Raw genomic sequence first — 25,202 nt, forward strand, 5'->3', positions numbered from 1 at the left:
ACTGTACACCGTATAGTGGCCGCTATACGGTGTACAGCATGTCCGCTTCCCAAGGTCACCCCCGGCGCTGGCTGATCCTCGGTGTCATCTGTCTCGCCCAGCTCACCGTGCTGCTCGACAACACCGTCCTCAACGTGGCCATCCCTTCGCTCACCCGCGAGCTGCACGCGGCCACCTCCGACATCCAGTGGATGATCAACGCCTACTCACTGGTGCAGTCCGGCCTGCTGCTCACCGCGGGCAGCGCCGCCGACCGCTACGGCCGCAAGAAGATGCTGATCGCGGGGCTCGCCCTGTTCGGCATCGGTTCCCTGGCGGCCGGACTCGCCGGTTCCACCGGCCGGCTGATCGCCGCCCGGGCCGGCATGGGCATCGGCGGTGCCCTGCTGCTCACCACCACGCTCGCCGTGGCGATGCAGATCTTCCCGTCCGAGGAACAGCCGAAGGCGATCGGCATCTGGAGCGCGGTCAACGCGCTGGGCTTCGCGGCCGGCCCGCTCGTCGGCGGCTTCATGCTCGGCCACTTCTGGTGGGGCGCGATCTTCCTGATCAACATCCCGATCGCGATGCTGGGACTGGTCGCGGTCGTGGCCCTCGTACCCGAGTCGAAGGCCGCGCCGTCCCGGGGGGCCGCCCCCGGATCCCCGGTCCGCGGCGACCGCCCCGATCTGCTCGGCGCGCTGCTGTCGACCATCGGCATGGCCTCGCTCGTCTTCGCGATCATCTCCGGTCCGGGCCATGGCTGGACCTCACCGCGCGTGCTCGGTACGGCCGCCGTGGCGGTCGTGGTGCTCGGACTCTTCGCGTACTGGGAGAACCGGGTCGACGCGCCGATGCTCGACCTGTACTTCTTCCGCGACCGCAGGTTCACCGGAGCGGTCGCCGGGGCGGTGCTCATCACCTTCGGGATGGGCGGGGCGCTGTTCCTGCTGACCCAGCACCTTCAGTTCGTGCTCGGGTACGGGCCGCTGGAGGCGGGTCTGCGCACGGCTCCGCTGGCGCTGTCGGTGGTGCTGCTCAACTTCACCGGCCTGTCGGCGAAGTGGGCGACGCGGATGGGGACGCCGGTGTCGATCGCGCTCGGGATGGTGCTGATGGCGCTGGGGCTGGTGTCCATAGCCGAGCTGGACTCCGGGGGGTATGCGGGGACGCTGGTGGGGTTGCTGCTGATCGGTGGGGGGTGTGCGGTGGCCAATCCGGCGATGGCGCACGCGATCATGAGTGCGATTCCTCCGGAGAAGGCCGGAGTGGGGGCCGGGATCAACGGCACGCTCGCCGAGTTCGGGAACGGGCTCGGGGTTGCCGTTCTGGGAGCTGTGCTCAGCTCTTCCGTGGCCTCGGGCGAGTCGCTGTCAGCCGGGCTGGGGACCGGTCAGCTGGTGGGGGCCGTCGCCGTGCTGCTCGGGGGATTCCTCGCCGCGGGGCTTCTGCGGCGGGCGGAGCGGAGTCTCGCCTAGGGGGTGTCGTTCGGATCGCCGCGGACCCGGGGTGATCCGAACGACACCCCTCGGGGCCCGGGATGGATGTGCGTGCGGCGGCGGGTCGGCTGTGGCTGGTCGCGCCCGCGCGGCCGGGCCGCAGATCGACACGGCCCCGAGCCCCTTGGGAGACTTCTGGCATCGTGAGAAGTGGCCGTAACTCCGGAAAGGTGCGTCGATGGCGAAGGCGGATGCGCGGTCGGCCCGGGACAGCGTGTGGTGGGAGGGGAAGGCGCGGCGCGGTGGGCGCAGCGCGCAGCCCTCGGGGCTCGACCGGGAGCGGATCACCACCGTGAGCGTGCGGCTGCTGGACGCCGAGGGACTGGCGAAGTTCTCCATGCGGCGGCTGGCCGGTGAGCTGAACGTCACCGCGATGTCGTTGTACTGGTACGTCGACACCAAGGACGACCTGCTCGAACTCGCCCTGGACGCGGCCTACGGCGAGCTGCGGCTGCCCGAGCCGGAGGGCGAGGGCGAGGACTGGCGCGACCAGCTGCGCAGCCTGGCCACCGAATACCGCCTGCTCCTCGTCCGCCACCCCTGGCTGTCGCCGCTCGCCGGGCGGTACCTCAACATCGGGCCCAACTCGCTCGCCTTCTCGCGGCGCGTGCAGCAGGTGGTCCGCGGCTCGGGGCTGCCCGCACACGGCATCACGGGCGCCATCTCCGCCGTCTTCCAGTTCGTCTACGGCTACGGCACCATCCAGGGCCATTTCGCCGACCGGGTCGCGGCCGCCGGCATGACCCCGGACGAGTACTTCCGCACCGTCATGAGCGCGGTGTCCGAGTCCCCGCAGACCGCCGACGTCGTCGAGGAGTCCAAGGACATCATGGCGGCCCGCGGCGGTGACACGGTCGAGGAGATGCTCGACCGGGACTTCACCTTCGCCCTGGACCTGCTGGTGGCCGGGATCGAGGCGATGGTCGAGCGGGGCTAGGACAGGCCCTGATCCCCGGCCACCAGCCGGGCCGGAAACCCCCCGGTCGCCACGGGTCCCCACCGTTCGGGTGTCACCCGGATGATGGATTTTCCCTGCTTGACCATCGCCTCGCGGTACTCGTCCCAGTCGGGGTGTTCGCCGGCGATGTTGCGGTAGTACTCCACCAGGGGCGCCACGGAGTCGGGGCTGTCGACGACCTCGGCGGTGCCGTCGACCTGGACCCAGGGGCCGTTCCACTCGTCGCTGAGGACGAGCAGGCTGACCCGCGCGTCCCGCTTGGCGTTGCGGGTCTTGGCGCGCTCGGGGTAGGTGGAGACCACGATCCGGCCCGAGTCGTCGACCCCGCAGGTCAGCGGGGAGGCCTGGGGGCTGCCGTCGGCCCGGCGGGTGAGCAGGATGGCGCGGTGGCGGGGGCGTACGAAGTCCAGCAGGTCGTCCAGCGATACACGGGTGTTCGTCGCGATGTTCGGTGCCATGGGCGCAGCCTAGGGCGAGGACGGCCCGGTCAGCCCGACCCTGTCGGGCTCGGGCTCAGGATGTCGGCGCCGCGGACGGGCCGTCGTGCGCCGGGAGGACGTCCCGGCGCACCTCTCCTCGCCTCAGGCGGTGGGCAGGGCGTCGCCCTGCACCGCCTGGATGTCCAGCTCGACCCTGAGGGTGGTGCCGATGGCGGCGATGCCCGCCTGGAGGACCTGGTTGTAGTTCATCGCGAAGTCCTCGCGGTGCAGTTCGGTGGTGGCGCGGAAGGCGGCGCGGGTGCCACCCCACGGATCGGGGCCGGTGCCGAGGTAGGCCAGGTCCAGGTCGACCGGCCGCAGGACCCCGTGCATCGCCAGCTCGCCGTGGACCGTCCAGCGGTCCGGGCCGGCCTGGGTCAGGCCGGCCGAGCGGAAGGTGATCTCCGGATGCCGCTCGACGTCGAGGAAGTCCGCGGACCGCAGATGGGTGTCGCGCATCCCGTTTCCGGTGTCGACGGACGCCGACCGGATCACCGCCTCCACACGGGACTTGGTGACGTCGTCCGGGGCGATCTCGATGCTCCCGCCGAACTCCGCGAACCGGCCGTGCACGCTGGAGATGCCCAGGTGCTGGGCGACGGCGGCGACGGAGGAGTGCACCGGGTCGATGGTCCAGGGTCCGGGCGGCGGCAGTTCCGTGCCGCCCTGCCGGGCCAGGGTCACCGTGCCGACCTCGGCCCGCCCGGCGGCGGTGACGATCGCGCTGGAGGCGGCGGGCGCGTACCCGACGGCGGTCACGATCACCGTGTACGGCCCAGGCGCCAGCTCGGTGACGTCCCGTACGGCTCCCTCGGCGTCGGCCTCGGCCCGCAGCACCTGCGAACCGGTCATGTCGGTCACCGTGACGACCGCGTGCGACACGGCCCATCCGTCCCGGGTACGGATCCTCGCGGTCAGTCCCATCCCGTTTCTCCCTGCAAAGGCTTACAAATTGGTCATAAGAAGTCCGGCCCGTGGTGCGCGCATGGCGGTGCGCGCACCACGGGCCGGAGGTGGACTACTCGCCGGGGTGGGCGAGTTCGATGTCGTGGCCGTCGACTCCGGCACCGGTGACGGTCAGCGCGGTGGCCGCCGGCGGGTAGCCCGTCGCGATGACGGTGTACTCGCCGTTGTCCAGGTCGGTGAATGCGTACGCCCCGTCCGTCCCGGTGGTGGACGTGCCGACCACGTTGCCCGCCGCGTCCACGAGGGTCACGCGAGCGTCGGCCAGCGGTCCGTACGGGGCCCGGACGACACCCTGCAGCTGGGCGCCGGCGTCCAGGGCGACCTCGATCCGGGTGACACCGGTGGCGCCGATCTCGACCGGCAGGGCCCGCGGGCGGTACCCGGCCGCGTTCACCGCGACGGTCACCACGCCCGGCACCAGCTCGGTGAAGGCGAACTCGCCCTGCTCACCACTGGCCGCGGTGGCCAGCAGATCCCCGCGCACATCGGTGACGATCACCATCGCGTCCTTGACCGGCAGCGCGCTCCCGGCCGCCCGGACCACACCGGTCAGTCCGCTGGTGCCGCTGAGCAGGATGTCGTACGGCAGCGGCTCCTCGCCCACCACGATCGTGGCGGCCTGCGGCTGGTAGCCGTCGGCGGAGGCGATCAGCACGTACGAGCCCGTGCCCGGCGCGTCCAGTCCGTAGGAACCGTCGGCCTGGGCGACCGAGCGGCCCAGCTGGCGGCCGGAGAGGGATATCAGGGTGACCGCGGCCTGCGGGACCGGGACGCTCTCGGCGCCGCGGACGAAGCCGTGTACCGGGGTGCCGCCGCCGGCGCCGGGTTCGGCGACCGTGGCGACAGCGGTGAGCTGCTGGACGGCGGTGGCGGTGGCCGGTGCCTCGAAGATGTCGTTCGCCGGGACGGCGGGCTCGGCCCAGGCGGGCACCTGCTCAGGGGCGGATTCCTGCACCGACTCCTCCAGGGTGTGCTCGACGGGGGCGGCTGCCGGGGCCTTGGCCTCGGCAGCCTGGGCCAGGGCGCCCTGCGTCTTCAGCGGGACCTCCTTGATGAACAGCGTGATCAGGAAGGCGATGGCGGCGAGGCAGCCGGCGATGAAGAAGACGTCGGCTATGCCGTGGCCGTAGGCGCTCTCCAGCAGCGTGCGCAGCGGGAGCGGCAGCTTGTCCATCTCCGGGATGCTGTCGGTGGAGCTCGAACCGGCGAGGGCGGCCTGGTACTTCGGGGCGAGGGCGGGGATGCCGTCCTTGACGTAGTCGGTGATCCGGTGGGCCATCACCGCGCCGAGCGCGGAGACGCCGACCGCACCGCCGAGGGAGCGGAAGAAGGTGACCGTGGAGCTGGCCGAGCCGAGGTCGGAGGGCGCCACCTGGTTCTGCGTGGCGAGGACCAGGTTCTGCATCATCATGCCGATGCCGAGGCCCAGCAGGGCCATGAAGATGGCCATCTTCCAGTAGTCGGTGTCGTACCGGATGCCGCCGAGCAGCAGCAGTCCGGCCGTCACCAGCACGCCACCGCTGACCAGCCACGCCTTCCAGCGGCCCGTGCGGGTGATGAACTGACCCGAGACGGTCGAGGAGATGAACAGACCGCCGATCATCGGGATCGTCAGGACGCCGGACATCGTCGGGGACTTGTCGCGGGCCAGCTGGAAGTACTGGCTGAAGAACACCGTGCCGCTGAACATCGCGACACCGACGAACAGCGAGGCGAGGGACGCCAGCGTGATGGTGCGGTTGCGGAACAGACGCAGCGGGATGATCGGCTCGTCGGCCTTGGCCTCGACCAGGATGAAGAGGGCGCCGAGCACGATCGAGCCGCCGACCATCGCGTAGGTCTGCCAGGACACCCAGTCGTACTTGTCACCGGCGAAGGTGACCCAGACCAGCAGCACCGACACGGCCGCGGAGATCAGGAACGCGCCGCCCCAGTCGACCTTGACGTCCCGCTTGACCACGGGCAGGTGCAGGGTCTTCTGCAGCACGATCAGCGCGATGATCGCGAAGGGGACACCGACGTAGAAGCACCAGCGCCAGCCCAGCCAGGAGGTATCGGTGATGACACCGCCGAGCAGCGGGCCGCCGACGGTGGCGACGGCGAAGGTGGCGCCGAGGTAGCCGGAGTAGCGGCCGCGCTCGCGCGGGGAGATCATCGCCGCCATGACGATCTGTGCCAGCGCGGACAGACCGCCGACGCCGATGCCCTGGAACACCCGGAAGGTGATGAGCATGCCGGGGTTCTGCGACAGGCCCGCCGCCATCGAGGCGACGACGTAGATGATCAGGGCTATCTGGACGAGCGCCTTCTTGCTGTACAGGTCGGCGAGCTTGCCCCACAGGGGAGTGGCTGCGGTCATCGACAGCAGGGCCGAGGTGACCACCCAGGTGTAGGCGGACTGACCGCCGCCGAGGTCCCCGATGATGTGCGGCAGAGCGTTGGAGACGATCGTGGACGACAGGATCGCCACGAACATGCCGAGGAGCAGCCCGGACAGGGCCTCCATGATCTGCCGGTGCGTCATCGGGGCGTGGTCTGCGCCTCCCCCGTGCTTGGCGTGAGCCCGCACACCGGCTGGTGTGGTCGTTGCCATGGGCTTCCTTTTCTTACGTGTTTGCGGGTGTACGGGTGGTTTCCTGGACTACGGGTGCGGGCGGCCGCGGAGGGGCGGAGCGGCAGTCGCCGAAGCTGGCGCGCAGGCGCGTCATCAGCCGGATGAGCTGGCCGACCTCCTCGTCGGTCCAGTCGCTCAGCCGGTCGGCGAGCAGATGGGTGGTCCGCCGGGACAGCTCGTGGAGCTGCTCCAGACCCGCGGGGGTCAGGTGCAGGATGCGCGAGCGCTTGTCCGCGGGGTCCGGTGACCGCTCGATCCAGCCGCGCGCGGCGACGTGCGCGACATGCCGGCTGGTGACCGACATGTCCACGGACAGCAGCTCGGCGAGCTTGCTCATGCGCATGTCGCCGTGGCTGCCGAGCAGGGTCAGCACGGCGGCCGAGCCGGTCGGGCAGTCGGGCGGCAGGATCCGCCCCAGGTCCCGTTTCACGGCTCCGACGGCACTGAGCTGACGCGCCAGCTCTTCAAACTGCGGCCGCTCGGCCATCACACCTCCCGCATTCGTTGCTTGGGGCAACCATAGAGGCGGTTGGTTGCTGCAGGCAAACAAATCGGGGCGGGGTGGCGCAAAAACTTGGCAAAGGCAAGTATTGCGAACGTAAACGTGCAGGTGGAGGCGGGTGGGGTGTCCCCGTCTGTCCCGGTGGCCCCGCACTTGGGTCGGTCACCGGGATTCGCTAGTGTCTCGGGCCATGGCTAACACCCAGGGCCCCCAGGGCAATCACGACCCCGCAGGCAGCACCCAGATGTTCCGCGCGTTCGTCGACGAGGCTCCTCAGGGACGCCGTCAGCAGGCGGCCGCCCCCTCCGGCCCGCGCATCGGCCTGATCATCGGTGTCGTCGTCGCCGTGGTGGTCGTCGCCGCGGTGGCCTGGCTGGCGATGTAGTAGGGGGCGATCCCTTTCGGGATCACTCGTTCCACCGGACGGACACGTCCCGCGTCTCGATGTGCATGCCCAGCGGGACGCGCCAGGCGTCGACGCACACCGTCCAGGTGTGGTCCGTCCGTGCTCCCGGTCCGATCGGTACCGGGAGGTCCACGGCCGACTCGCGCGTCCCCCAGTCGATGCCGAGTGCGCCGATGATGTGCGTCCCGAACGTCACCGTGCCCGAACGCACCGCCGTACCACCGGTGTTGTGGAAGGCGACGGTCACCTTCTCGCACCAGCGCTGATCCGTGTCCTTGCGCGCGGGGTCGCCCCAGCTCAGGTCGGCGGGCGCGGGAGGCGCCGTACGAGAGGGAGTCGGCGTCGGCGACGGCCGCTCCGGCACAGTCGTACCTCCATCGGCCCCGCTCGGTGAGGCGCCGGGTGCCCCGGCCGAGTCGGGCGCGTCGGGGGTGTCGCGGGCGGTGCCTGCGGCGGCCGTCGGCGGCTTCGTGGCGGGCGGCTGTGAAGCCTCGTCCGTCGAAGGAGGGTCGGCATCCCCGGTCGGCCCGTCCAGCGGGACCATACGGACCGCTCCCGTCGGTGCCCCCGCCGTGGCCGCCGGTCGCGGCACACCGCCCACCGCCACATACCCGTCCCGGCCCCCGCCCCCGCACGCGGCCAGGGCCGCGCCCAGGCACACGACGGCCGCCGACGCTGCCGTAACGGCGCCTCGGCGGCCATGTGTCCATGTCGTGGTGCGCGACGTCCGGGTACGAAGCATCCGGCCATGGTGGATGACGCTCCGTCAGATGGGAAGCCTCAGTCGGAGATGAGGCCCTCGCGCAGCTGTGCCAGCGTCCGGGTCAGCAGCCGGGAGACGTGCATCTGGGAGATGCCGACCTCCTCGCCGATCTGCGACTGGGTCATGTTGGCGAAGAAGCGCAGCATGATGATCCGGCGCTCCCGGGGTGGCAGCTTGGCCAGCAGCGGCTTGAGGGACTCGCGGTACTCGACGCCCTCCAGCGCGGTGTCCTCGTAGCCGAGCCGGTCCGCGAGCGAGCCCTCGCCGCCGTCGTCCTCGGGGGCCGGGGAGTCGAGCGAGGAAGCGGTGTAGGCGTTGCCGACCGCCAGGCCGTCGACCACGTCCTCCTCGGAGACACCGAGGACCGCGGCCAGCTCCGTGACCGTCGGGGAGCGGTCCAGCTTCTGGGACAGCTCGTCACTGGCCTTGGTGAGGGCCAGCCGCAGCTCCTGGAGCCGGCGCGGCACACGCACCGACCATGAGGTGTCGCGGAAGAAACGCTTGATCTCGCCCACGACCGTCGGCATCGCGAACGTCGGGAACTCCACGCCCCGTTCGCAGTCGAAGCGGTCGATCGCCTTGATCAGGCCGATGGTGCCGACCTGGACGATGTCCTCCATCGGCTCGTTGCGGGAGCGGAAGCGGGCCGCCGCGTAGCGCACGAGGGGGAGGTTCAGCTCGATCAGGGTGTCCCGGACGTAGGCGCGCTCGGGGCTGTCCTCGTCGAGTGCGGCGAGCCGCAGGAACAGGGAGCGGGACAGGGTGCGGGTGTCGATGTCCGTCGAGGCCGGTAGGACCGGGACGGCTTCAGGGGCCTCGACGGGCGGGGCCTGCACGGCTTCGAGGGGCGTGACGCCATCGAGTACGTCGATTGCGGCAAGCTCCTTGGGCGCTGCCTCGCTCGTCGGTGTGAGCACCTTCGAGCTGCCCTGGTCTGCGGACATGCCACCCCCTTTGGGTCGCGGGACGGTCGTGGCGGCGATGCTTTCGAGCAACGCAACCTTCACCTGAATACCGGAGCCGGAGCCTCGGCAAACGCGCTTCCCGCAGAATGTCACATGTCGGCAACACGCTGTAGTGACATGTCGACACGTGAGATGCGAATCGGCCCTGGAAAGAAGGGGTCTGACGGTTTTTCGGCGCACAACTGTCGGGAACCGCCCTGGTGAGCGATTCGCTCGTGCCGGTTACCAATCGATCCTGCTTGCGATCCGGTGCGATCTGGTGTGTTCCGGACCGTGCGCCTGTGCGCCGGTTATGCCTCGATCCGATTCGCGGACCGCAGCCGCTGGAAGCTACGCGCGAGTAGCCGGGAGACGTGCATCTGGGACACACCGAGTTCCGCGCTGATCTGAGACTGGGTGAGATTGCTGTAGTAGCGCAGCAGAAGGATTCTCTGTTCCCGCTCGGGAAGCTGGACGAGAAGATGGCGGACCAGATCGCGGTGTTCCACGCCGTCCAGGGCGGGGTCCTCGTAGCCGATGCGGTCCAGCAGGCCCGGCAGCCCGTCGCCCTCCTGCGCCGCCTCCAGCGAGGTGGCGTGGTACGACCGTCCCGCCTCGATGCAGGACAGCACCTCCTCCTCGCTGATCCTGAGCCGCTCGGCGATCTCGGAGGTCGACGGTGAGCGCCCGAAGGCCGTGGTGAGGTCCTCGGTGGCGCTGTTCACCTGCACCCACAGCTCGTGCAGCCGGCGCGGTACGTGGACCGTGCGGACGTTGTCCCGGAAGTACCGCTTGATCTCGCCGACCACGGTCGGCATCGCGAAGGTCGGAAACTGTACGCCCCGGTCGGGGTCGAAGCGGTCGATGGCGTTGATCAGGCCGATGGTGCCGACCTGGATCACGTCCTCCATCGGCTCGTTGCGGGAGCGGAAGCGGGCGGCCGCGTAGCGCACGAGCGGGAGATTGGCCTCGATGAGCGCCCCCCGTACCCGGTTGTGCTCGGGTGTGCCCGGTTCGAGGTCCTTCAGCTGGGCGAAGAGCACCTGGGTGAGCGCGCGGGTGTCGGCGCCGCGGCGCTTCTCGGGGGCCGGAGGAGGGGACGCCGGAGCGGGCACCTCGTCCTGGGGCGGCGCAGTACTGGCCGACACGGTCAACGCCACCTCTTCATCGGTCAATCATCCGTCAAAAGCGGTCATAGCATCACAAGACATGTGCACTGTGTGCAAGCACCCGATAACGCCGTGTTGTGGTTAAACAGCGCCAAGTTGGGTCATAAAACGCAGGAAAGCCCCCCGCCGGAACGGCGGGGGGCTGCTGGAGCGTGAGGCTCAGAATTCGTAGTCGGCGATCACCCACGTGGCGAACTCGCGCCACATGGCGACACCCGCCTGGTGGGCCGGGTGCTCCAGGTAACGCTTGAGCGCGTCCGTGTCCTCGACCGCCGAGTTGATCGCGAAGTCGTAGGCGATCGGCCGGTCGCTGATGTTCCAGGCGCACTCCCAGAACCGCAGCTCCTCGATCTGGCCGCCGAGGGCCCTGAAGGCCGTCACGCCGGCGACAACTCGCGGATCGTCGCGCTCGACACCCTCGTTGAGCCTGAAGAGGACCAGGTGGCGGATCATGGGGTGTACCTCAGCTCTCTCAGCTCTTTGCTCCGTCGGCGATCCACGTCATGAAGTCGCCTATGGCCTTGGCCGCGTCCGATATGCCCTCGAAGGCTATCTGGACGTAGTCGGCCGCCTTGGCCGGATCCGTGATGATCACGTACAGCGCGAAGACCACGAGCACGTACACGGCGATCTTCTTGGCGTTCACCGTCACCGCGGCCTCCCTGTGCCTGTGTGCCCCGTGGGACCCCTGTTGCCGGCGGCGAGTGTAACCTTCACGCCCGCTTCGGGAACCAACGGCCCGGCCGTCGAGGGATTTTGCCGCGCACCATGCACGAAGGGCCCCGTCGTACGACGGGGCCCTTCTACAGCGGTAGCGGAGGGATTTGAACCCTCGGTGACTTGCGCCACACTCGCTTTCGAGGCGAGCTCCTTCGGCCGCTCGGACACGCTACCGAGGGAGACCTTACAGCAAGGTGGGGCATGGTTTGAAATCGGTATTCAGCGGTCCCGGAAGAACTCGGTGAGAAGCCGGGCACTGTCGTCCGCCAGGACTCCCTCGATGACCTCGGGCCGGTGGTTGAGCCGCCGGTCGCGTACGACGTCCCAGAGGGAGCCTGCCGCTCCCGCCTTGTCGTCCCGGGCTCCGTAGACCACCCGGTCCACCCGGGACTGCACCAGCGCGCCCGCGCACATCGTGCAGGGTTCGAGCGTGACGACCAGCGTGCAGCCGGTCAGCCGCCACTCGCCGAGCAGGGCCGCGGCCCGCCGGATCGCCAGGACCTCCGCGTGGGCCGTGGGGTCGCCGGTGGCCTCACGCTCGTTGTGTCCGGTCGCGAGCACCGTCGTACCGTCAGGGGACAGCACGACGGCGCCGACGGGAACGTCCCCGCCCCGGACGGCCAGAGCGGCCTGGTCCAGGGCGAGCCGCATCGCGGGCCGCCAGCGGTCGCGTACCGGGTCGGGTACCCGCTCCGTGTCCGCGGCGTCCTGCGGCTTCTCGGGCGTGGTCAGCGGACGGTCTCCAGCACCTCCGAGGCGCCCAGGGCCTCGGCGATCTCGGCCAGCGCCTCGTTCGGGTCGAGGCCCAGCAGCTCCTTCTCGCCGACACCCAGGTCGTCGAGGATCCGGCCGTCGCCCACCGGGCCGTGCGGCACCGCGCCGACGGCGGTGGTCTCCTCGTCCTCGTCCGCCTCCTCGGACTCGCCGTCCTCGGTGCCGTCGAGGTCCAGGGAGTCCAGGTCGGGGCCGTCGTCGGCGCCGGGTTCACGGCCGAGCAACTCGTCCGTGAGCAGCAGCTCCCCGTAGGCGCTGCGGGCGGCGGCGGCGGCGTCCGAGACGAAGATGCGAGGGTCCTCCTCGCCGTCCACGCGGACGAGACCGAACCAGGAGTCCTCCTGCTCGATCAGGACGAACACCGTGTCCTCGTCGGGAGTGGCTTCCCGGGCCAGGTCGGCCAGATCCGACAGGGTCTCCACATCGTCGAGCTCCGTGTCGCTCGCTTCCCACCCGTCTTCGGTGCGCGCGAGCAGTGCGGCGAAGTACACCGTGACTCTCCCACTGGTCTTAGGCGTGCCGGTTGGGGGTCCCCCCGGCGGAGGTTCTGGGTGGGGAGAGTTGGGCTCCGAGCCCCACCCACTCGGAATCGTGGCAGAAACAAGGCCTCCAGGGGACGTCTTCGGCTCCCTGTGTCTGGCTGTTTTGATCGTGCGTCCGGGTCATGAGGGCGAACGACCCACCAGCGCGCTCATTGCCGCCACCTGCGGATCGTACGCGGCTTTTCCCGGCGCTCACGCACCCCCACGTCGGCGACACCGGAGCGGGCCGTGATCTTCCTTACCGTGATCTTCCTTCCGGGCCGTCCACCCGCGACCCGTCGACAGCCCGCCTACCAGCGGAACGTCCGCATCCGCATGGTGTGCCGCAGCCGGGCCGCCTTGGCCCGCCGAGGCTGGACGCGCTCGCGCAGGGCGCGGGCCTCGGCGAGTTCACGCAGGAACCGGGCGCGGCGACGCCGGCGCTCGGCGTCGGTCTCGGGCTGTTTTGGCCCGACCGGAACCCCGGCGCCCTCGGCGGCGCCGCTCGCGCGGTCAGGCAGGTCAGGCACAGTCACACCACCCCGGGTCCCTCCCTCCCACTTTCCCTCGGACGGGCGGTTTGATGCCAGAGCCAGGGGCCGCCGAGCGCGGTTACTGTTATGGGCATGCGTCTCCACGTCGTCGACCACCCCCTGGTCGCCCACAAGCTCACCACGCTGCGCGACCAGCGCACCGACTCCGCGACCTTCCGGCGACTCGCCGACGAACTGGTCACCCTGCTCGCCTACGAGGCCACGCGGGACGTGCGCACCGAGGCCGTCGACATCCGGACACCGGTCGAGCCGACCACCGGTGTCAAGCTCGCCCGCCCGCGCCCGCTCGTCGTGCCGATCCTGCGCGCCGGTCTCGGCATGCTGGACGGCATGGTCCGGCTGCTGCCGACCGCCGAGGTGGGCTTCCTGGGCATGATCCGCAACGAGGAGACGCTGCAGGCCTCCACGTACGCCTCGCGCATGCCGGAGGACCTCTCGGGTCGTCAGGTGTACGTGCTGGACCCGATGCTGGCCACGGGCGGCACGCTGGTCGCGGCCATCCGGGAGCTGATCAAGCGCGGTGCCGACGACGTGACCGCCGTGGTCCTGCTCGCCGCCCCCGAGGGTGTCGAGGTCATGGAGCGCGAGCTGGCAGGCACCCCGGTGACGGTCGTGACGGCGGCCGTCGACGACCACCTCAACGAGCACGGCTACATCGTCCCCGGCCTCGGGGACGCGGGGGACCGGCTGTACGGCGCGGCCGAGTAAGCGCTTCGCCCGGGGCGCCGGGGCGGGGCGCCTCGGCGCCGTAGGGGTGCGGGCGGCTGCGGGTTCGTCGTGGCTTGTCGCGCAGTTCCCCGCGCCCCTGGGTGGTGGGCCCTTACGGGGTTGTTCAGCAGTTCTTCTTCGCGGCGGGCGTCTGCTCGGGCGCGGTCAGCTTGACCAGGGCCCGGTCGGCGGCCGTCCGCTGCGTGAGGTTCTTGAACCCGTCGCCGATGATCAGGTCGAGACCGGCGCCCTTGCGGCCGGCGTCGGCGCGCCGCTCGGCGCCGGTCAGCTGGGTGGCCAGCACCGGCAGCGAGGTGTTCAGCGCGGAGGCGGGGCCCAGGAGGAGCCCGGTGCCCTTGACCTTCTTGTCGAACTCCTTGGACGCGTTGCCCACGTCACCGATCTTGAAGCCGCGCTTCTTCAGCTCGTCGGCGGTGTCCCTGGCGAGCCCGGAGCGCGCCGTCGCGTTGTAGACGTTCACGGTGATCTCGCCGGGCCTGGGCAGCGTCCTGGTCTGTGCGGCGGGATGCGCCTTGGTGTGGCACTCCGCCTTGGCGCCGGCCGCCGAGTTCTTTCTGCCGCCGGTGAAGACGTCGATGAGCTGCAGCGTGCCCCAGCCGATCAGGCCGAGCGCGGCGACGGACGCCACCACGGCGAACACGAGCCTGCCGCGCCGCCGGGGAGGGCGCATCCGAGGGTATTTGTCCCCCGTGATCCGGTACTGGCCGCCCATGCCAGGGGGAGTCAGCATGCTCATGGGCGCAGCGTAGTGCGCCTGAGCGGCGATGCCTATTAGATGATCAGTCGACGCCGCTCAGCGGAACCCGAAAGGGGCAACGGCCGTGTCGCGCCGGGGTCAGTCGAGTTCGAGTACGCGCGCGTGCAGCACCTGGCGCTGCTGGAGGGCGGCGCGGACGGCGCGGTGCAGGCCGTCCTCCAGGTACAGGTCGCCCTGCCACTTCACGACATGCGCGAAGAGGTCGCCGTAGAACGTCGAGTCCTCGGCGAGGAGGGTCTCCAGGTCGAGCTGGCCCTTGGTCGTCACGAGCTGATCGAGGCGGACCGGGCGCGGCGCGACGTCCGCCCACTGCCGGGTGCTTTCCCGGCCGTGGTCGGGGTACGGCCGGCCGTTTCCGATGCGCTTGAAGATCACACGGAAAGCCTACCGGTCAAGACGTTCCGGGCGCAGCCATGGCGGCGGAGTGCGACGCTGGAAAAGACGCATCCAAGCGGGGCATACGGGTGACTATCGGGAACAGGGGCCGCAGATGAGTGACAGCGAGACGCTTCCCGCAGAGGCCCGGACGATCGCCGCCGGGTACGCGTTCACGGGTCCCGCCCTCGACCTCGGCGCCCTGCTGTGGGACGGCCACTGCCACCCGGACGCACCGGTCCGCATCCCGCTCCCCATGCTCAACCGGCACGGTCTGGTCGCGGGCGCCACCGGCACCGGCAAGACCAAGACCCTCCAGCTGATCGCCGAGCAGCTGTCGGCGCAGGGCGTGCCGGTGTTTCTCGCCGACATCAAGGGCGACCTGTCCGGGATCTCGCGGCCGGGGCAGCCCGACGACCGGGTCCAGGGGCGGGCCGCCGAGGTGGGCCGGCAGTGGACGCCGGCCGGCTTCCCGGCCGAGTTCCTCGCGCTCGGCGGGTTCGGCCACGGCATCCCCGTGCGGGCCACGATCACCAGCTTCGGCCCGGTGCTGCTGTCCAAGGTGCTCCAGCTCAACCAGACCCAGGAGCAGTCTCTCGGCCTGGTGTTCCACTACGCCGACACCAAGGGCCTGGAGCTGATCGACCTCAAGGATCTCAGGGCGGTGGTCGCGTTCCTGACCTCCGATGAGGGCAAGACCGAGCTGAAGAACATCGGCGGCCTGTCCACCGCCACGGCCGGGGTGATCCTGCGCTCGCTGACCGCTTTCGAGGCACAGGGCATGGCGGACTTCTTCGGCGAGCCGGAGTTCGGCACGGCCGATCTGCTGCGGACGGCGCCGGACGGGCGGGGCATCGTCTCGGTGCTCGAACTCCCCGCCGTCCAGGACAGACCACAGCTGTTCTCGACGTTCCTGATGTGGCTGCTGGCCGACCTCTTCCACGACCTGCCCGAGGTCGGCGACGCCGACCGGCCCAAGCTGGTCTTCTTCTTCGACGAGGCCCATCTGCTGTTCAGCGACGCCTCCAAGGCGTTCCTGGACTCGATCACCCGGACGGTGCGCCTGATTCGCTCGAAAGGGGTCGGCGTCTTCTTCGTCACGCAGACCCCGAAAGACGTACCGTCCGACGTCCTCGCCCAGCTCGGCAACCGCGTCCAGCACGCGCTCAGGGCCTTCACCCCGGACGACCAGAAGGCGCTGAAGGCGACCGTGAAGACCTTCCCGAACTCCGCCTACGACCTGGAGGAGCTCCTCACCGGCCTGGGCACCGGCGAGGCCGTGGTGACCGTGCTCGGCGAGAAGGGTGCCCCGACCCCGGTCGCCGCCACCCGGCTGCGGGCGCCGGAGTCCCTGATGGGCCCGGTGGACGGCGCCGAACTGGACCGCGCGGTGCAGGGGTCCGCACTTCACGGGCGTTATGCACAGGCTGTGGATCGCGAGTCGGCGTACGAGAAGCTGAGCGCCGAGCGGCCGCAGGCTCCCGGGGCCCCGAAGACCCCCCGGGCCGCGAAGGCCCCCAAGGAGGAGCCCTCGCTCGTCGAACAGGTCGTCGGCAGCGGGATGTTCAGGTCCCTGGCCCGCTCGGTCGGCACCCAGATCGGCCGCGAGATCACCCGTTCGCTGTTCGGTACGGCCCGGCGGAGGCGGTAGGGCCGCCCCCGCCGGCGCATCAGCGGCCGCTCTCCTTCGCCGGCTGCTGCGGTTGCGGCTTCTTCCGTTCCTGCTGGTGCGGCGCGCTGCGCCTGGCCTCCGCGCGCAGCAGGGCGCGCAGGACCGCGTACGGGTCTGTGGGCATGGTTCGTCCTTGCGTCGAGCTGACTGGCCTCGGGGGAAAGGCACGGTCAGCAGCGCAGGACCACCGTCCGCAGCAGGGCCACGGCGTACGGGGGCCGGGGCATGGCCGGGCACGGGCGCGGCGCCGGGCGGGCCGGCGCCGCCGGATCGGGCAGGGGCGCGGTGCGCTCGGCCGCGTCGGCCTGATGGAGGGAGCGCGCGGGCGGCCGCAGCAGTGTGTCGAGGACGTCGTGCTCGGCGGTCTCGGACGAGGCGGCCAGGGCGGGCGCCGCCTGGGCCTGCACATGGGCGCCGGGCACCCACAGGGCCAGGAGCAGCACGAGCACCCGCAGCCAGGTACGGCTCCGGGGAAGGCTCGGGGTCCTGCTCACGGCAGGTGCCTGCCCGCGCCGCACCCGTACCGCACCGCGCACCGCCCGAGAACCACCCGTTCGGCCCCGCACATCACACCGTGCGTGGTACCTGCCGGGCGCGGCCCCGGATGCGGAACGCGGTGACGATCTCCACGACGCCGACGACCACCAGCCACCAGCCGCCGACCAGGGTCAGCACGGCGACCGACTCGAACGGCGAGTCGATCAGCACGATTCCGGCGATGAAGGTGACGACCCCGAGGAAGATCTGCCAGCCCCGGGCGGGCATGCGGCTGTCGGAGGCGGCGGCCAGGGTCTGGGTGATCCCGCGGATCACCCAGCCGATGCCGATCCACAGGGCGAGCAGCAGGGTCGACTGCATGGGCCCGCGGAAGCAGAAAAGGCCCAGCAGGATCGACACGGCGCCGCTGATGAAGGCGAGCACGCGCAGCGAGGTCGTCTTGTGGGTGCCGAAGGCGGAGATCAGCTGGAAGACGCCGCTGATGAGGAGGTAGAGGCCGAACAGGACACCCGCGGCGAGCAGCGAGGCGCCCGGCCAGACGAGCACCAGCACGCCGAGGACGAGCGACGCGATGCCGGTGACCAGGACCACCTGCCAGGCGGCCCGGGACAGCGCGTGCAGGGGGCCCTCGAACGGCGGCTCCGGCTCATGGTGTCCCTGCGGATGCCCCGCGTGGACGTTCCGGTCGTTGTACTCGTGGCCCCGGGAGGGGCCGCCGCTGGGTACCTCGGTCATGCTCCATGCTCGGACCGGCCGGGCGAGCCCCGCCACCCGGGCGGGGCCACCCGGCTGAGGCTCACTTCCCCGCCGTCTTCGCGGCCTTGGCCGCCGCCTTCATCTCCTGCTTGTGGGCGCGCACCTTGGCCAGTGACTCGGGCCCGGTGATGTCGGCGACGGACCGGAAGGACTTCGCCTCGCCGTAGGCCCCGGCCGCCTCCCGCCACCCCTCGGGCCGCACGCCCAGCTGCTTGCCGAGCAGGGCGAGGAAGATCTGCGCCTTCTGCTTGCCGAACCCGGGCAGGTCCTGGAGGCGCTTCAGCAGCTCCGGTCCGTCCTCGACGCCCTGCCAGACCTGCTCGGCGTTCCCGTCGTAGTGCTCGACGAGGTACTGGCTCAGCTGCTGGATCCGCTTGGCCATCGAGCCCGGGTAGCGGTGCACGGCGGGCTTGTCGGAGAGCAGCGCGGCGAAGGCCTCCGGGTCCATGACCGCGATCTCGTGCGCGTCCAGGTCCTCGGCACCCAGCCGCCCGGCGATGGTCGCCGGCCCCTTGAACGCCCACTCCATCGGAACCTGCTGGTCCAGCAGCATTCCGGTCAGCGCGGCGAGCGGACTGCGCCCGAGCAGCGCGTCGGCCTCGGGGTCCTGGGCCAGGTGCAGAGTGACGTCCATGGCTCGATGATCGCCCGTCGGGGGACGGGGCGCAGCCGGGGGGAGGAGGAGGGCCGTTCTCAGTCCGCGCGCCAGTACCCGAGGGCGTGCACCCGGCCCTTGGGCACGCCCAGCTCCTTGCGCGCGTACGACGCCAGCGTGCGGGTGGTAGCCGTGTCGCAGGCGATCCACACGTACGGGTCGGGGGTGGCGTCGAGCACGGCGGGCAGTTCGGCGCGGACCCGGTCGGTGAGGTGGGCGCCCGCGTCGCTGCGGGGCACCTCGCGTATCTCGTGGCGGGCCGGGTCGGCCTGGCAGGGGAGCCCGTCCAGGGTGCCCTCGAACCAGATCGTCGCCGGGGCCGAATCAAGGGTGCCGAGCAGGGAGTTGATCGCGGGCAGCGAGGCCGGGTCGCCGATGGCCACGACGTGCGAGGGTGCGGGGTCGGGGTGCTGGAAGCCGGTGCCCTGGACAGTCGCCTCGATGGTGTCGCCGGGCCGTGCGGCGCGCGCCCAGTCGGCGGCGCATCCCTCGTGCAGTGCGAACTCCAGGCCGAAGGTGCCGGTCGCCGGGTCCGGGTCGACCAGGGTGTAGGCCCGCTGGTGCGGTCGGCCGGCGTCGGAGAACCACAGCCGTACCCACATCGTGGGGTGGACGCCGGTCGTGGCGAGCAGCCCGCCGTCGCTCAGCCGCAGCCGCCGGTAGTGCGGGGTGACGTCCTCGGCCTCGGTGACCGTGCACACGAAGTCCTTCGCGCGCAGCAGTTTCAGGACCGCGCCCTCCCATCCACGCCCCTGGCCCATCGCGTCTCCACCCCTCGCGTACGATTCCCCACCAATGACTTAGGCAAGGCTAACCTAAAGCAAAGGGGAGTCCCAGGGTGACCACCGAGACCTACCGCGACGCCTGGGGCATCCCCCACCTGCGTGCCGCCGGCACCTTCGCCCTCGCCCGCGCCCAGGGCCGCGTCACCGCCCTGGACCGTGCCTGGCAGATCGAGGTCGAACGGCACCGCTCCCAGGGCACCTCGGCCGCCTTCCTCGGCGCGAGCGCCCTCCCCTGGGACGTCTTCGCCCGCCGCGCCCGCCTCGACGACACCGCGAGACGCTGCTTCAGCACGCTGGAGAGAGAGGACCCGGAGACGGCGGACTGGGTCCGGGCGTACGTCGACGGCGTCAACGCTGGCCTGGCGGAGGGCGCCCGCCGCGCCCCCGAGTTCGCCCGCACCGGTCTCACCCCCACCCCCTGGCAGCCGTGGACCCCGCTCGGCATCTGGCTCGGCACGCACATCCTCTTCGCGGGCTTCCCGGCCAAGCTGTGGCGCGAGGAGGCGATACGGCACCTGGGCCCCGAGGCGGTCGCCCTGTTCGCCACCGACGGCCCCGGCACGTCCGGCAGCAACGGCTGGCTTCTCGCCGGCGAGCGCAGTGTCACCGGGCACGCCCTCATCGCCGGCGACCCGCACCGCTTCATCGAGGACCCCGGCGTCTACCAGCAGATCCGCCTCTCCTGCCCGGAGTTCGACGTCATCGGCCTCGCCGTCCCCGGCGTCCCCGGCATCGCCCACTTCGGCCACACCGGCACGGTGGCCTGGGCCATCACCAACGCCATGGCCGACTACCAGGACCTCTACCGCGAACGCCTCCGCCGCACAGGCGCCGGCATCGAGGCCCTGCACCCGGACGGCACCTGGCGGCGCGCCCGACGCCACACCGAGACGGTGGAGGTCGCCGGCGAGGACCCGGTCGAGATCGAGGTGATCGAGACGGACCGGGGTCCGGTGATCGCAGGCGGGCCCGAGGGGTTGGAGTCGGGCGTCGCCGCACAGCCCGATCCGACGCCCGCCCCGGAAGCCGCCGCACCGTCCGGGCCCGAACGCGCGCACGACCCGCGAGGCGGCGACGGTGAGGACGCCCCACTGGCGCCACCCGCAGCCGGCGGCCAAGGCCGCACGGGTGGTGCGGGCGGTGCGGGCGGGAGCGAAATGCCCGCCGAGGGCGGAGCCGAGCCGGACCCGGAACCCACCGCCCTCGCCCTCCGCTACCCGCCCCGGGTGACCGAGGACCTCGGCTTCAGCACCCTCCTCCCCCTCCTCCGCGCCCGCCGGGTCGAGGACATCGACACCGCCTTCGACACCTGGGCGGAGCCCGTGAACGTCGTACAGGCAGCCGACACCGAGGGCGGCCTCCTGCACCGGGTGGCGGGCAAGGTCCCGCTGCGGGCGGAGCCCAACCGCACCCGCCCGGTCCCCGCCTGGCAGCCCGGCCACGAATGGCGGGGCTGGCACGAGACGCCGTACGCCGGCCTGACCGACGGCATCGCCGTGATGGCCAACCAGCGCGGCCCGGCAGCCCCCCTCGGCGTCGAGTTCGCCCCGCCCCACCGCGCCGACCGTATCCGCGCCCTCCTGGAAGAACGCCGCACCTGGTCCGCCGCCGACCTGCACGCGATCCACACCGACACCCACCTCGCCTCCGCGGCCCCCCTCCTCGGCCGTCTCGCCGCCCTCGACGGCCTCACCCCCGAGGCCGCCCGCCTCCGCGCCCGCCTGCTGTCCTGGAACCGCCGTATGGACGCCGACAGCACCGGGGCCGCGGCCTACGCGGCGGTGCGCTCGGCGGTCGTACGCCACCTCGCCGCGCACCCGGCCTTCGCCGCCCTGACCGAACCGCCCGCCCATCCCGAGGTCCTGCTCCCCTGGCTGGCCCTCGCCCCACGCATCGCCTTCGCCCTCGAACACCTTCTGAGCGCCGAGGAGTTGTACGGCATCGACCGCCCCGCCGCCGTGCGTGCCGCCGTGGAGGAGGTCGCCGCGGCACCGCCGGCCGGCACCTGGTCCGACACCCACCGCCTCGCTCCCTGGCGGGCGCTGCCGGGGGAGTCGTACGACGAACCCGGTCTCGCCGGCGACCACGACTGCGTGCTGTGCACCTCGGCCGTCCCCGGCCTCACCGATCTCTCGGCCCGCGGGCCGGCGGCCCGCTACGTCTGGGACCTGGCCCGCCGGGAGGACAGCCGCTGGGTGGTCCCCTTCGGCGCCGACGGCGTCCCCGGCGCACCGCACCACCGCGACCAACTCCACCTGTGGCTGGGGGGCGAACTGGCCCCGGTCGTCACCGACTGGGCCCTCCTCACCCTCGAACGCACCGACACCGACGACGCCACCGAAACCGTCACCTACCCCGCCACCGCCACCGACACCGACAACGACGACTCCGAGGCGAGACCGATGACCGACCCGCACACCCCCGCCGCCACCCCCGCCCACGAGCACCGCATCGACGGCTACGGCACCGTCCGCATCCGCCCCCTCGACCCGGCGGCCGACGCGGAGGTGGTCCACTCCTGGGTGAGCGAGGAACGCGCCGCGTTCTGGGGCATGACCGGCCTGACCAGTTCCCAGGTGGCGGACATCTACGCCCACATGGCCACCCTGGACACCCACCATGCCTACTTCGTCACCAAGGACGGCGAGCCGGCGGCCCTGCTCCAGACGTACGAGCCCGGGGCCGACCGGGTCGGCGAGTGCTACGAGGTCCTCCCCGGCGACATCGGCGTCCACCTCCTCCTCGCCCCCGCCGGACCCGACGGCCGGAGCCCCGGCTGGACCTCGGCCCTGCTGACCGCGATGACGTCGTACGTCCTGCTGGGGATGGACCGCAGGCGGGTCGTGGTCGACCCGGACGTACGCAACGTCAAGGCGATCGCCCGCTTCGAGCGCCAGGGATTCCTGCGCGGCCCCGAGGTGGTCCTCCCCGAGATCGACATCCCGGACGTGTACCTGCCGGAGAAGCGCGCCCAACTGGCCTTCCTGGCAAGGGGGGTAGCCTTCCCCGGTGACCACGCCTGACGAGCTGATCGCCCAGTACGGCCTGGAGCCCATCCCCCGCGAGGGCGGCCTGTTCCGGCGCACCTGGGCGGGGCCCGAGCGACCGGACGGCCGCCCCGAGGGCTCCGCCATAGTGGCCCTGCTCACCGCGGACGACTTCTGCGCTCTGCACCGCCTGCCCAGCGACGAGGTCTGGCACTTCTACCTGGGCGACCCGCTCCGGCTCCTGCTCCTCTCCCCCGACGGCACGACCCGCACCGCCGTCCTGGGCCCCGGACTGCGGGCCGGCCAGCACGTCCAGCTCACCGTGCCCGCCGGGACCTGGATGGGCGCCCAGGTGGCGTCCGGCGGCGCGTGGGCCTTCTTCGGCTGCACGATGGTCCCCGGATTCACCTACGAGGGGTACGAACACGGCGACGCGGCGGACCTGTCGGCGCGTTACCCGGCCGAGGCCGCCCGGATCGCGGAACTGTCCCGACCATGAGCCTGCTCGACGGACAGATTGCCCTGGTGACCGGAGCGGGCGGCGGCCTCGGCTCCGCCCTCGCCCTGCGCTTCGCCGAGGAGGGCGCGTCGGTGGCCGTCCACTGCCGTACGGCGGTGGAGGCGGCCGGCGACGTCGTCGCGCGCATCCGGGACCTGGGCGGCGAGGCGGTCGTCCTGCGGGCGGACCTGACCGACGAGGAGGCGTGCCACCGGCTGATCCGCGAGAGCACCGACTGGTCCGGCGGCCGCCTCACGGCCGTCGTCAACAACGCGGCCGTCCAGCCCTCGCGGCCGCTGGCCGGCATGTCGGCAGCCGAGTGGCGCACGGTCGTCGACACCAACCTCACCAGCGTCTTCGCCTGCACCCAGGCCGCTGCGGCGCACATGAGCGAGCACGGCGGCGGCACCATCACCCACATCGCGTCCATCGAGGCGGGACGGCCCGCACCCGGTCACGCCCACTACAGTGCCTCCAAGGCCGCGGTGGTCATGCACGCCCGCGCGGCCGCCCTGGAGTACGGTCCCCTCGGCATTCGCGTCAACTCGGTCTCGCCCGGCCTCATCGACCGGGAGGGCCTGGCTCGGGCCTGGCCGGACGGGGTGCGCCGCTGGCTCGACGCCGTCCCCGCAGGCCGCCTGGGCCGTGCGCGGGACGTGGCCGACGCCTGTGTGTTCCTCGCCTCGCCCCTGGCCTCCTGGATCACGGGCCACGACCTGGTCGTGGACGGCGGGGTGTCGGCACGGCCTACGTGGTGAGCACGGCGGCCGTTCCCCGCGTACCTACGGGGAGGGCATGCGGGCCCGTGGACGGAGGGATCAGGTGCGCGACGAACACCGGTGGCTTCGACGGCTGACCGTCCTGGCCGCGGGCCTGCTCCTGCTCCTCCTCGGTACGGCGGCCCCCGCCTCGGCCCACGCGGCCCTGCGCGAGACGGACCCCGCCGACGGAACGGTCCTCAAGTCCGCCCCGCGCCACGTGACACTGACCTTCACGGAATCGGTCGGCCTGCTGACCGACTCCCTCCGCGTCTACGACCCCGAGAACCACCGCATCCGTACAGGCGAGGCGGACCACGCCCCCGGCCGCTCCGACACGGCCCGCGTCTCCCTGCCCGCCCGGCTCGGCACCGGCACCTACACGGTGGCCTGGCGCGTGGTGTCGGCGGACAGCCACCCGGTGTCCGGCGCGCTCACCTTCTCGGTGGGCAAGCGCACGGCCACGACGACGAGCGTCCTCCCGGACCGGACGGAGAACCCTGCGACGACGAGCCTCTTCAACATCGCTCGCTACGTCTCCTACCTGGCCGTGGCGCTCCTCCTGGGCACGGCGGTGTTCGTGGCGTACTGCCGCCCGCCGGCCCGGGGCCACCTGCGGGTACCGGCACTGGCCGCCTGGTGGACCCTGTCCGCCTCGACGGTCGCCCTCTTCCTCCTGAGAGCCCCCTACGAGGAGGGCACACCCCCGACGCGGGCGCTCGCCCTCTCCTCCCTCACCCACACCGCGACGACCCGCCCCGGCGAACTCCTCCTCACCCGCCTGGCCCTGCTGATCCTGGCCGGGGGCTGCGCGCTGTCCCTGCGGAGACGGCGCCGCAGGATCCCCCGCCGGGCCGCCCTGACGACCGCCGCGATCCTCTCCGTCGCCCTCGCCCTGACCTGGGCCGCCTCGGAGCACGCCTCGGCGGGCCTCCAGGTCCCCCTGGCGATCACTTCGGCCACGCTCCATCTGCTGGCGATGGCGGCCTGGCTGGGCGGCCTGACCGCGCTGCTGCTGACACTGCGCCGCACGGCACCGGACCCGGCCGCGCTGCCGGCCCGGACCGTCATCCGCTTCTCCCGTCTCGCCTTCGCCTCGGTGACGGTCCTGGTGGCGACCGGCGTCTACCAGTCCTGGCGCGGCCTGGGCTCCTGGCAGGCGCTCACCGACACCTCGTACGGCCGCATCCTGCTGGCGAAGCTGGCGGCGGTCACCCTCCTGCTGGCGGCCGCGTCCCGCTCCCGCCGCTGGACGGCCCGCCTGGCGAGCCCGGCCCCGGCCCCGCACCACGACCGCGTCCCCGAACCGGCCGGCGGCCCCCCGCTCCCCCCGGAGCCCGCCCCTGCCCCGGCCCCCGCGCCCTCCCACCGCCACCTGCGCCGTTCGGTCCTGGCCGAGATGGCGACGGGCGTGCTGGTCCTGGTCCTGACGACCCTTCTGACGAGCACGCTGCCGGGCCGGGCGGCCGCCGAGGCGGCTCAGTCCCCCGCGTCGACGACGACCGGCATCCCGGCCGCCTCGGTCACCACGGTCCCCTTCGACGTGGGCACCCCCGGCGGCCACGGCGAGGTCCAGATCACCCTGGATCCCGGTCGGGTCGGCGCGAACGCCGTCCAGGCGGTGGTCTACGGCCCCGACGGCGGCCTGTCCTCGGTGCCCGAACTCCGTATCACCCTCACCCTCGCCGACCGGCGGATCGGCCCCCTGGACAGCAAGGTCACCGACCGGGGCGGCTACTGGGCCGCCGACTCCTTCGACGTGCCGATGCCGGGAACGTGGACGATGAAGGTGACGGTACGGGTGTCGGAGGTGGACCAGGTGACCGTGGCGAAGACCGTGCGGGTGGTGCGGTAGCGGTCGCGGCAGCGGTCCCGGGGGAGAG

At 71.8% G+C, this 25,202-nt stretch carries 28 protein-coding genes and 1 tRNA gene; 9 read left to right on the top strand and 20 right to left on the bottom strand.

What is annotated here, in order from left to right; all coding sequences use genetic code 11:
- Positions 1–38 precede the first annotated feature (38 nt).
- Both ACIRU3_RS12510 and ACIRU3_RS12515 read left to right on the top strand, forming a co-directional pair.
- Positions 39–1,457 carry an MFS transporter gene (locus tag ACIRU3_RS12510; protein WP_404055253.1) on the top strand — a complete coding sequence of 473 codons (1,419 nt, stop codon included), beginning with the start codon at positions 39–41 and terminating at the stop codon, positions 1,455–1,457.
- Between the two features lie 199 nt (positions 1,458–1,656).
- On the top strand, positions 1,657–2,415 hold the full coding sequence (locus ACIRU3_RS12515) for a TetR/AcrR family transcriptional regulator (RefSeq protein ID WP_404055255.1): 759 nt from the start codon (positions 1,657–1,659) through the stop codon (positions 2,413–2,415).
- On the opposite strand, the gene ACIRU3_RS12520 is transcribed toward ACIRU3_RS12515, so the two are convergent.
- The 4 genes from ACIRU3_RS12520 to ACIRU3_RS12535 form a co-directional block, all read right to left on the bottom strand.
- On the bottom strand, positions 2,412–2,894 hold the full coding sequence (locus ACIRU3_RS12520; RefSeq protein ID WP_404055257.1) for a PPOX class F420-dependent oxidoreductase: 483 nt from the start codon (positions 2,892–2,894) through the stop codon (positions 2,412–2,414). The genes ACIRU3_RS12515 and ACIRU3_RS12520 overlap by 4 nt on opposite strands.
- Before the next feature lie 123 nt (positions 2,895–3,017).
- On the bottom strand, positions 3,018–3,839 hold the full coding sequence (locus ACIRU3_RS12525; protein ID WP_404055259.1) for a YceI family protein: 822 nt from the start codon (positions 3,837–3,839) through the stop codon (positions 3,018–3,020).
- 94 nt (positions 3,840–3,933) lie between these two features.
- The gene (locus ACIRU3_RS12530; protein WP_404055261.1) at positions 3,934–6,474 is read right to left on the bottom strand and encodes an MFS transporter; all 2,541 of its coding nucleotides are present in this window, start codon (positions 6,472–6,474) and stop codon (positions 3,934–3,936) included.
- Positions 6,475–6,487: 13 nt separating this feature from the next.
- Positions 6,488–6,982, bottom strand: a complete 495-nt coding sequence (locus tag ACIRU3_RS12535; protein WP_404055263.1) for a MarR family winged helix-turn-helix transcriptional regulator — start codon at positions 6,980–6,982, stop codon at positions 6,488–6,490.
- 205 nt (positions 6,983–7,187) lie between these two features.
- Here ACIRU3_RS12535 and ACIRU3_RS12540 point away from each other — a divergent pair, with 205 nt between their 5' ends.
- A complete protein-coding gene (locus ACIRU3_RS12540) occupies positions 7,188–7,382 on the top strand; it encodes a hypothetical protein (RefSeq protein WP_404055265.1) in 195 nt (64 codons plus the stop codon).
- 22 nt (positions 7,383–7,404) lie between these two features.
- On the opposite strand, the gene ACIRU3_RS12545 is transcribed toward ACIRU3_RS12540, so the two are convergent.
- The 9 genes from ACIRU3_RS12545 to ACIRU3_RS12585 all read right to left on the bottom strand — a co-directional run bounded on the left by ACIRU3_RS12545 (position 7,405) and on the right by ACIRU3_RS12585 (position 12,815).
- Positions 7,405–7,947 carry a hypothetical protein gene (locus tag ACIRU3_RS12545; protein ID WP_404055267.1) on the bottom strand — a complete coding sequence of 181 codons (543 nt, stop codon included), beginning with the start codon at positions 7,945–7,947 and terminating at the stop codon, positions 7,405–7,407.
- 236 nt (positions 7,948–8,183) lie between these two features.
- Positions 8,184–9,110 carry an RNA polymerase sigma factor SigF gene (locus ACIRU3_RS12550; RefSeq protein ID WP_404055269.1) on the bottom strand — a complete coding sequence of 309 codons (927 nt, stop codon included), beginning with the start codon at positions 9,108–9,110 and terminating at the stop codon, positions 8,184–8,186.
- 311 nt (positions 9,111–9,421) lie between these two features.
- Positions 9,422–10,264, bottom strand: coding sequence for an RNA polymerase sigma factor SigF (locus ACIRU3_RS12555; RefSeq protein ID WP_404055501.1), 843 nt, complete (start codon positions 10,262–10,264; stop codon positions 9,422–9,424).
- Positions 10,265–10,438: 174 nt separating this feature from the next.
- Positions 10,439–10,732 (bottom strand): Dabb family protein, encoded by a 294-nt coding sequence (locus tag ACIRU3_RS12560; RefSeq protein WP_404055270.1) that lies wholly within the window; start codon positions 10,730–10,732, stop codon positions 10,439–10,441.
- Positions 10,733–10,751: 19 nt separating this feature from the next.
- Positions 10,752–10,931 carry a hypothetical protein gene (locus tag ACIRU3_RS12565; protein ID WP_404055272.1) on the bottom strand — a complete coding sequence of 60 codons (180 nt, stop codon included), beginning with the start codon at positions 10,929–10,931 and terminating at the stop codon, positions 10,752–10,754.
- A 157-nt stretch (positions 10,932–11,088) separates the two neighbouring features.
- Positions 11,089–11,173, bottom strand: a tRNA-Ser gene (locus ACIRU3_RS12570).
- A gap of 45 nt (positions 11,174–11,218) precedes the next feature.
- Positions 11,219–11,650, bottom strand: a complete 432-nt coding sequence (gene tadA, locus ACIRU3_RS12575; RefSeq protein ID WP_404055274.1) for a tRNA adenosine(34) deaminase TadA — start codon at positions 11,648–11,650, stop codon at positions 11,219–11,221.
- A 77-nt stretch (positions 11,651–11,727) separates the two neighbouring features.
- Positions 11,728–12,264, bottom strand: coding sequence for a hypothetical protein (locus ACIRU3_RS12580; protein WP_404055276.1), 537 nt, complete (start codon positions 12,262–12,264; stop codon positions 11,728–11,730).
- Positions 12,265–12,605: 341 nt separating this feature from the next.
- Complete coding sequence (locus tag ACIRU3_RS12585; protein WP_404055503.1) at positions 12,606–12,815, bottom strand: hypothetical protein; 210 nt, start codon at positions 12,813–12,815, stop codon at positions 12,606–12,608.
- A 105-nt stretch (positions 12,816–12,920) separates the two neighbouring features.
- Here ACIRU3_RS12585 and upp point away from each other — a divergent pair, with 105 nt between their 5' ends.
- Entirely contained in the window at positions 12,921–13,556 is a 636-nt protein-coding gene (upp, locus tag ACIRU3_RS12590) for a uracil phosphoribosyltransferase (RefSeq protein ID WP_404055277.1), read from the top strand.
- A 124-nt stretch (positions 13,557–13,680) separates the two neighbouring features.
- On the opposite strand, the gene ACIRU3_RS12595 is transcribed toward upp, so the two are convergent.
- Complete coding sequence (locus tag ACIRU3_RS12595; protein WP_404055505.1) at positions 13,681–14,289, bottom strand: LytR C-terminal domain-containing protein; 609 nt, start codon at positions 14,287–14,289, stop codon at positions 13,681–13,683.
- A 123-nt stretch (positions 14,290–14,412) separates the two neighbouring features.
- Positions 14,413–14,709, bottom strand: coding sequence for a type II toxin-antitoxin system VapB family antitoxin (locus ACIRU3_RS12600; RefSeq protein WP_003999914.1), 297 nt, complete (start codon positions 14,707–14,709; stop codon positions 14,413–14,415).
- A gap of 115 nt (positions 14,710–14,824) precedes the next feature.
- Here ACIRU3_RS12600 and ACIRU3_RS12605 point away from each other — a divergent pair, with 115 nt between their 5' ends.
- Positions 14,825–16,360, top strand: a complete 1,536-nt coding sequence (locus ACIRU3_RS12605) for a helicase HerA-like domain-containing protein (protein ID WP_404055279.1) — start codon at positions 14,825–14,827, stop codon at positions 16,358–16,360.
- Between the two features lie 19 nt (positions 16,361–16,379).
- On the opposite strand, the gene ACIRU3_RS12610 is transcribed toward ACIRU3_RS12605, so the two are convergent.
- The 5 genes from ACIRU3_RS12610 to ACIRU3_RS12630 all read right to left on the bottom strand — a co-directional run bounded on the left by ACIRU3_RS12610 (position 16,380) and on the right by ACIRU3_RS12630 (position 19,051).
- Positions 16,380–16,505, bottom strand: a complete 126-nt coding sequence (locus tag ACIRU3_RS12610; RefSeq protein WP_404055281.1) for a hypothetical protein — start codon at positions 16,503–16,505, stop codon at positions 16,380–16,382.
- A 46-nt stretch (positions 16,506–16,551) separates the two neighbouring features.
- Entirely contained in the window at positions 16,552–16,875 is a 324-nt protein-coding gene (locus tag ACIRU3_RS12615) for a hypothetical protein (RefSeq protein WP_404055283.1), read from the bottom strand.
- A gap of 73 nt (positions 16,876–16,948) precedes the next feature.
- Positions 16,949–17,614, bottom strand: coding sequence for an HdeD family acid-resistance protein (locus ACIRU3_RS12620; RefSeq protein WP_404055285.1), 666 nt, complete (start codon positions 17,612–17,614; stop codon positions 16,949–16,951).
- Positions 17,615–17,675: 61 nt separating this feature from the next.
- Entirely contained in the window at positions 17,676–18,269 is a 594-nt protein-coding gene (locus ACIRU3_RS12625) for an HhH-GPD-type base excision DNA repair protein (protein WP_404055286.1), read from the bottom strand.
- A 59-nt stretch (positions 18,270–18,328) separates the two neighbouring features.
- Entirely contained in the window at positions 18,329–19,051 is a 723-nt protein-coding gene (locus ACIRU3_RS12630; protein ID WP_404055288.1) for a siderophore-interacting protein, read from the bottom strand.
- A gap of 77 nt (positions 19,052–19,128) precedes the next feature.
- On the opposite strand from ACIRU3_RS12630, the gene ACIRU3_RS12635 reads away from it, so the two are divergent.
- The 4 genes from ACIRU3_RS12635 to ACIRU3_RS12650 are packed head-to-tail and all read left to right on the top strand — an operon-like array spanning position 19,129 to position 25,174.
- A complete protein-coding gene (locus ACIRU3_RS12635) occupies positions 19,129–22,098 on the top strand; it encodes a GNAT family N-acetyltransferase (protein ID WP_404055289.1) in 2,970 nt (989 codons plus the stop codon).
- The gene (locus ACIRU3_RS12640) at positions 22,085–22,561 is read left to right on the top strand and encodes a cupin domain-containing protein (protein ID WP_404055291.1); all 477 of its coding nucleotides are present in this window, start codon (positions 22,085–22,087) and stop codon (positions 22,559–22,561) included. The genes ACIRU3_RS12635 and ACIRU3_RS12640 overlap by 14 nt, the downstream gene beginning before the upstream one ends.
- Positions 22,558–23,319 carry an SDR family NAD(P)-dependent oxidoreductase gene (locus ACIRU3_RS12645; RefSeq protein ID WP_404055293.1) on the top strand — a complete coding sequence of 254 codons (762 nt, stop codon included), beginning with the start codon at positions 22,558–22,560 and terminating at the stop codon, positions 23,317–23,319. Before ACIRU3_RS12640 ends, ACIRU3_RS12645 begins: the two co-directional genes overlap by 4 nt.
- A gap of 37 nt (positions 23,320–23,356) precedes the next feature.
- Entirely contained in the window at positions 23,357–25,174 is a 1,818-nt protein-coding gene (locus ACIRU3_RS12650) for a copper resistance protein CopC (protein WP_404055295.1), read from the top strand.
- Positions 25,175–25,202 lie beyond the last annotated feature (28 nt).

Source organism: Streptomyces sp. NPDC101151, assembly GCF_044768335.1.
Classification (GTDB): Bacteria; Actinomycetota; Actinomycetes; order Streptomycetales; family Streptomycetaceae; genus Streptomyces.

Excerpts from the sequence above, each read along its gene's own strand:
- ACIRU3_RS12560 (WP_404055270.1), bottom strand. The coding sequence starts at position 10,732 with ATGATCCGCCACCTGGTCCTCTTCAGGCTCAACGAGGGTGTCGAGCGC.
- ACIRU3_RS12520 (WP_404055257.1), bottom strand. The coding sequence starts at position 2,894 with ATGGCACCGAACATCGCGACGAACACCCGTGTATCGCTGGACGACCTG.
- ACIRU3_RS12545 (WP_404055267.1), bottom strand. The coding sequence starts at position 7,947 with ATGGTCCCGCTGGACGGGCCGACCGGGGATGCCGACCCTCCTTCGACG.
- ACIRU3_RS12510 (WP_404055253.1), top strand. The coding sequence starts at position 39 with ATGTCCGCTTCCCAAGGTCACCCCCGGCGCTGGCTGATCCTCGGTGTC.
- ACIRU3_RS12535 (WP_404055263.1), bottom strand. The coding sequence starts at position 6,982 with ATGGCCGAGCGGCCGCAGTTTGAAGAGCTGGCGCGTCAGCTCAGTGCC.
- ACIRU3_RS12525 (WP_404055259.1), bottom strand. The coding sequence starts at position 3,839 with ATGGGACTGACCGCGAGGATCCGTACCCGGGACGGATGGGCCGTGTCG.
- ACIRU3_RS12625 (WP_404055286.1), bottom strand. The coding sequence starts at position 18,269 with ATGGACGTCACTCTGCACCTGGCCCAGGACCCCGAGGCCGACGCGCTG.
- ACIRU3_RS12530 (WP_404055261.1), bottom strand. The coding sequence starts at position 6,474 with ATGGCAACGACCACACCAGCCGGTGTGCGGGCTCACGCCAAGCACGGG.
- tadA (WP_404055274.1), bottom strand. The coding sequence starts at position 11,650 with ATGCGGCTCGCCCTGGACCAGGCCGCTCTGGCCGTCCGGGGCGGGGAC.
- ACIRU3_RS12620 (WP_404055285.1), bottom strand. The coding sequence starts at position 17,614 with ATGACCGAGGTACCCAGCGGCGGCCCCTCCCGGGGCCACGAGTACAAC.
- ACIRU3_RS12650 (WP_404055295.1), top strand. The coding sequence starts at position 23,357 with ATGCGGGCCCGTGGACGGAGGGATCAGGTGCGCGACGAACACCGGTGG.
- ACIRU3_RS12540 (WP_404055265.1), top strand. The coding sequence starts at position 7,188 with ATGGCTAACACCCAGGGCCCCCAGGGCAATCACGACCCCGCAGGCAGC.
- ACIRU3_RS12595 (WP_404055505.1), bottom strand. The coding sequence starts at position 14,289 with ATGGGCGGCCAGTACCGGATCACGGGGGACAAATACCCTCGGATGCGC.
- ACIRU3_RS12630 (WP_404055288.1), bottom strand. The coding sequence starts at position 19,051 with ATGGGCCAGGGGCGTGGATGGGAGGGCGCGGTCCTGAAACTGCTGCGC.
- upp (WP_404055277.1), top strand. The coding sequence starts at position 12,921 with ATGCGTCTCCACGTCGTCGACCACCCCCTGGTCGCCCACAAGCTCACC.
- ACIRU3_RS12515 (WP_404055255.1), top strand. The coding sequence starts at position 1,657 with ATGGCGAAGGCGGATGCGCGGTCGGCCCGGGACAGCGTGTGGTGGGAG.
- ACIRU3_RS12550 (WP_404055269.1), bottom strand. The coding sequence starts at position 9,110 with ATGTCCGCAGACCAGGGCAGCTCGAAGGTGCTCACACCGACGAGCGAG.
- ACIRU3_RS12645 (WP_404055293.1), top strand. The coding sequence starts at position 22,558 with ATGAGCCTGCTCGACGGACAGATTGCCCTGGTGACCGGAGCGGGCGGC.
- ACIRU3_RS12610 (WP_404055281.1), bottom strand. The coding sequence starts at position 16,505 with ATGCCCACAGACCCGTACGCGGTCCTGCGCGCCCTGCTGCGCGCGGAG.
- ACIRU3_RS12605 (WP_404055279.1), top strand. The coding sequence starts at position 14,825 with ATGAGTGACAGCGAGACGCTTCCCGCAGAGGCCCGGACGATCGCCGCC.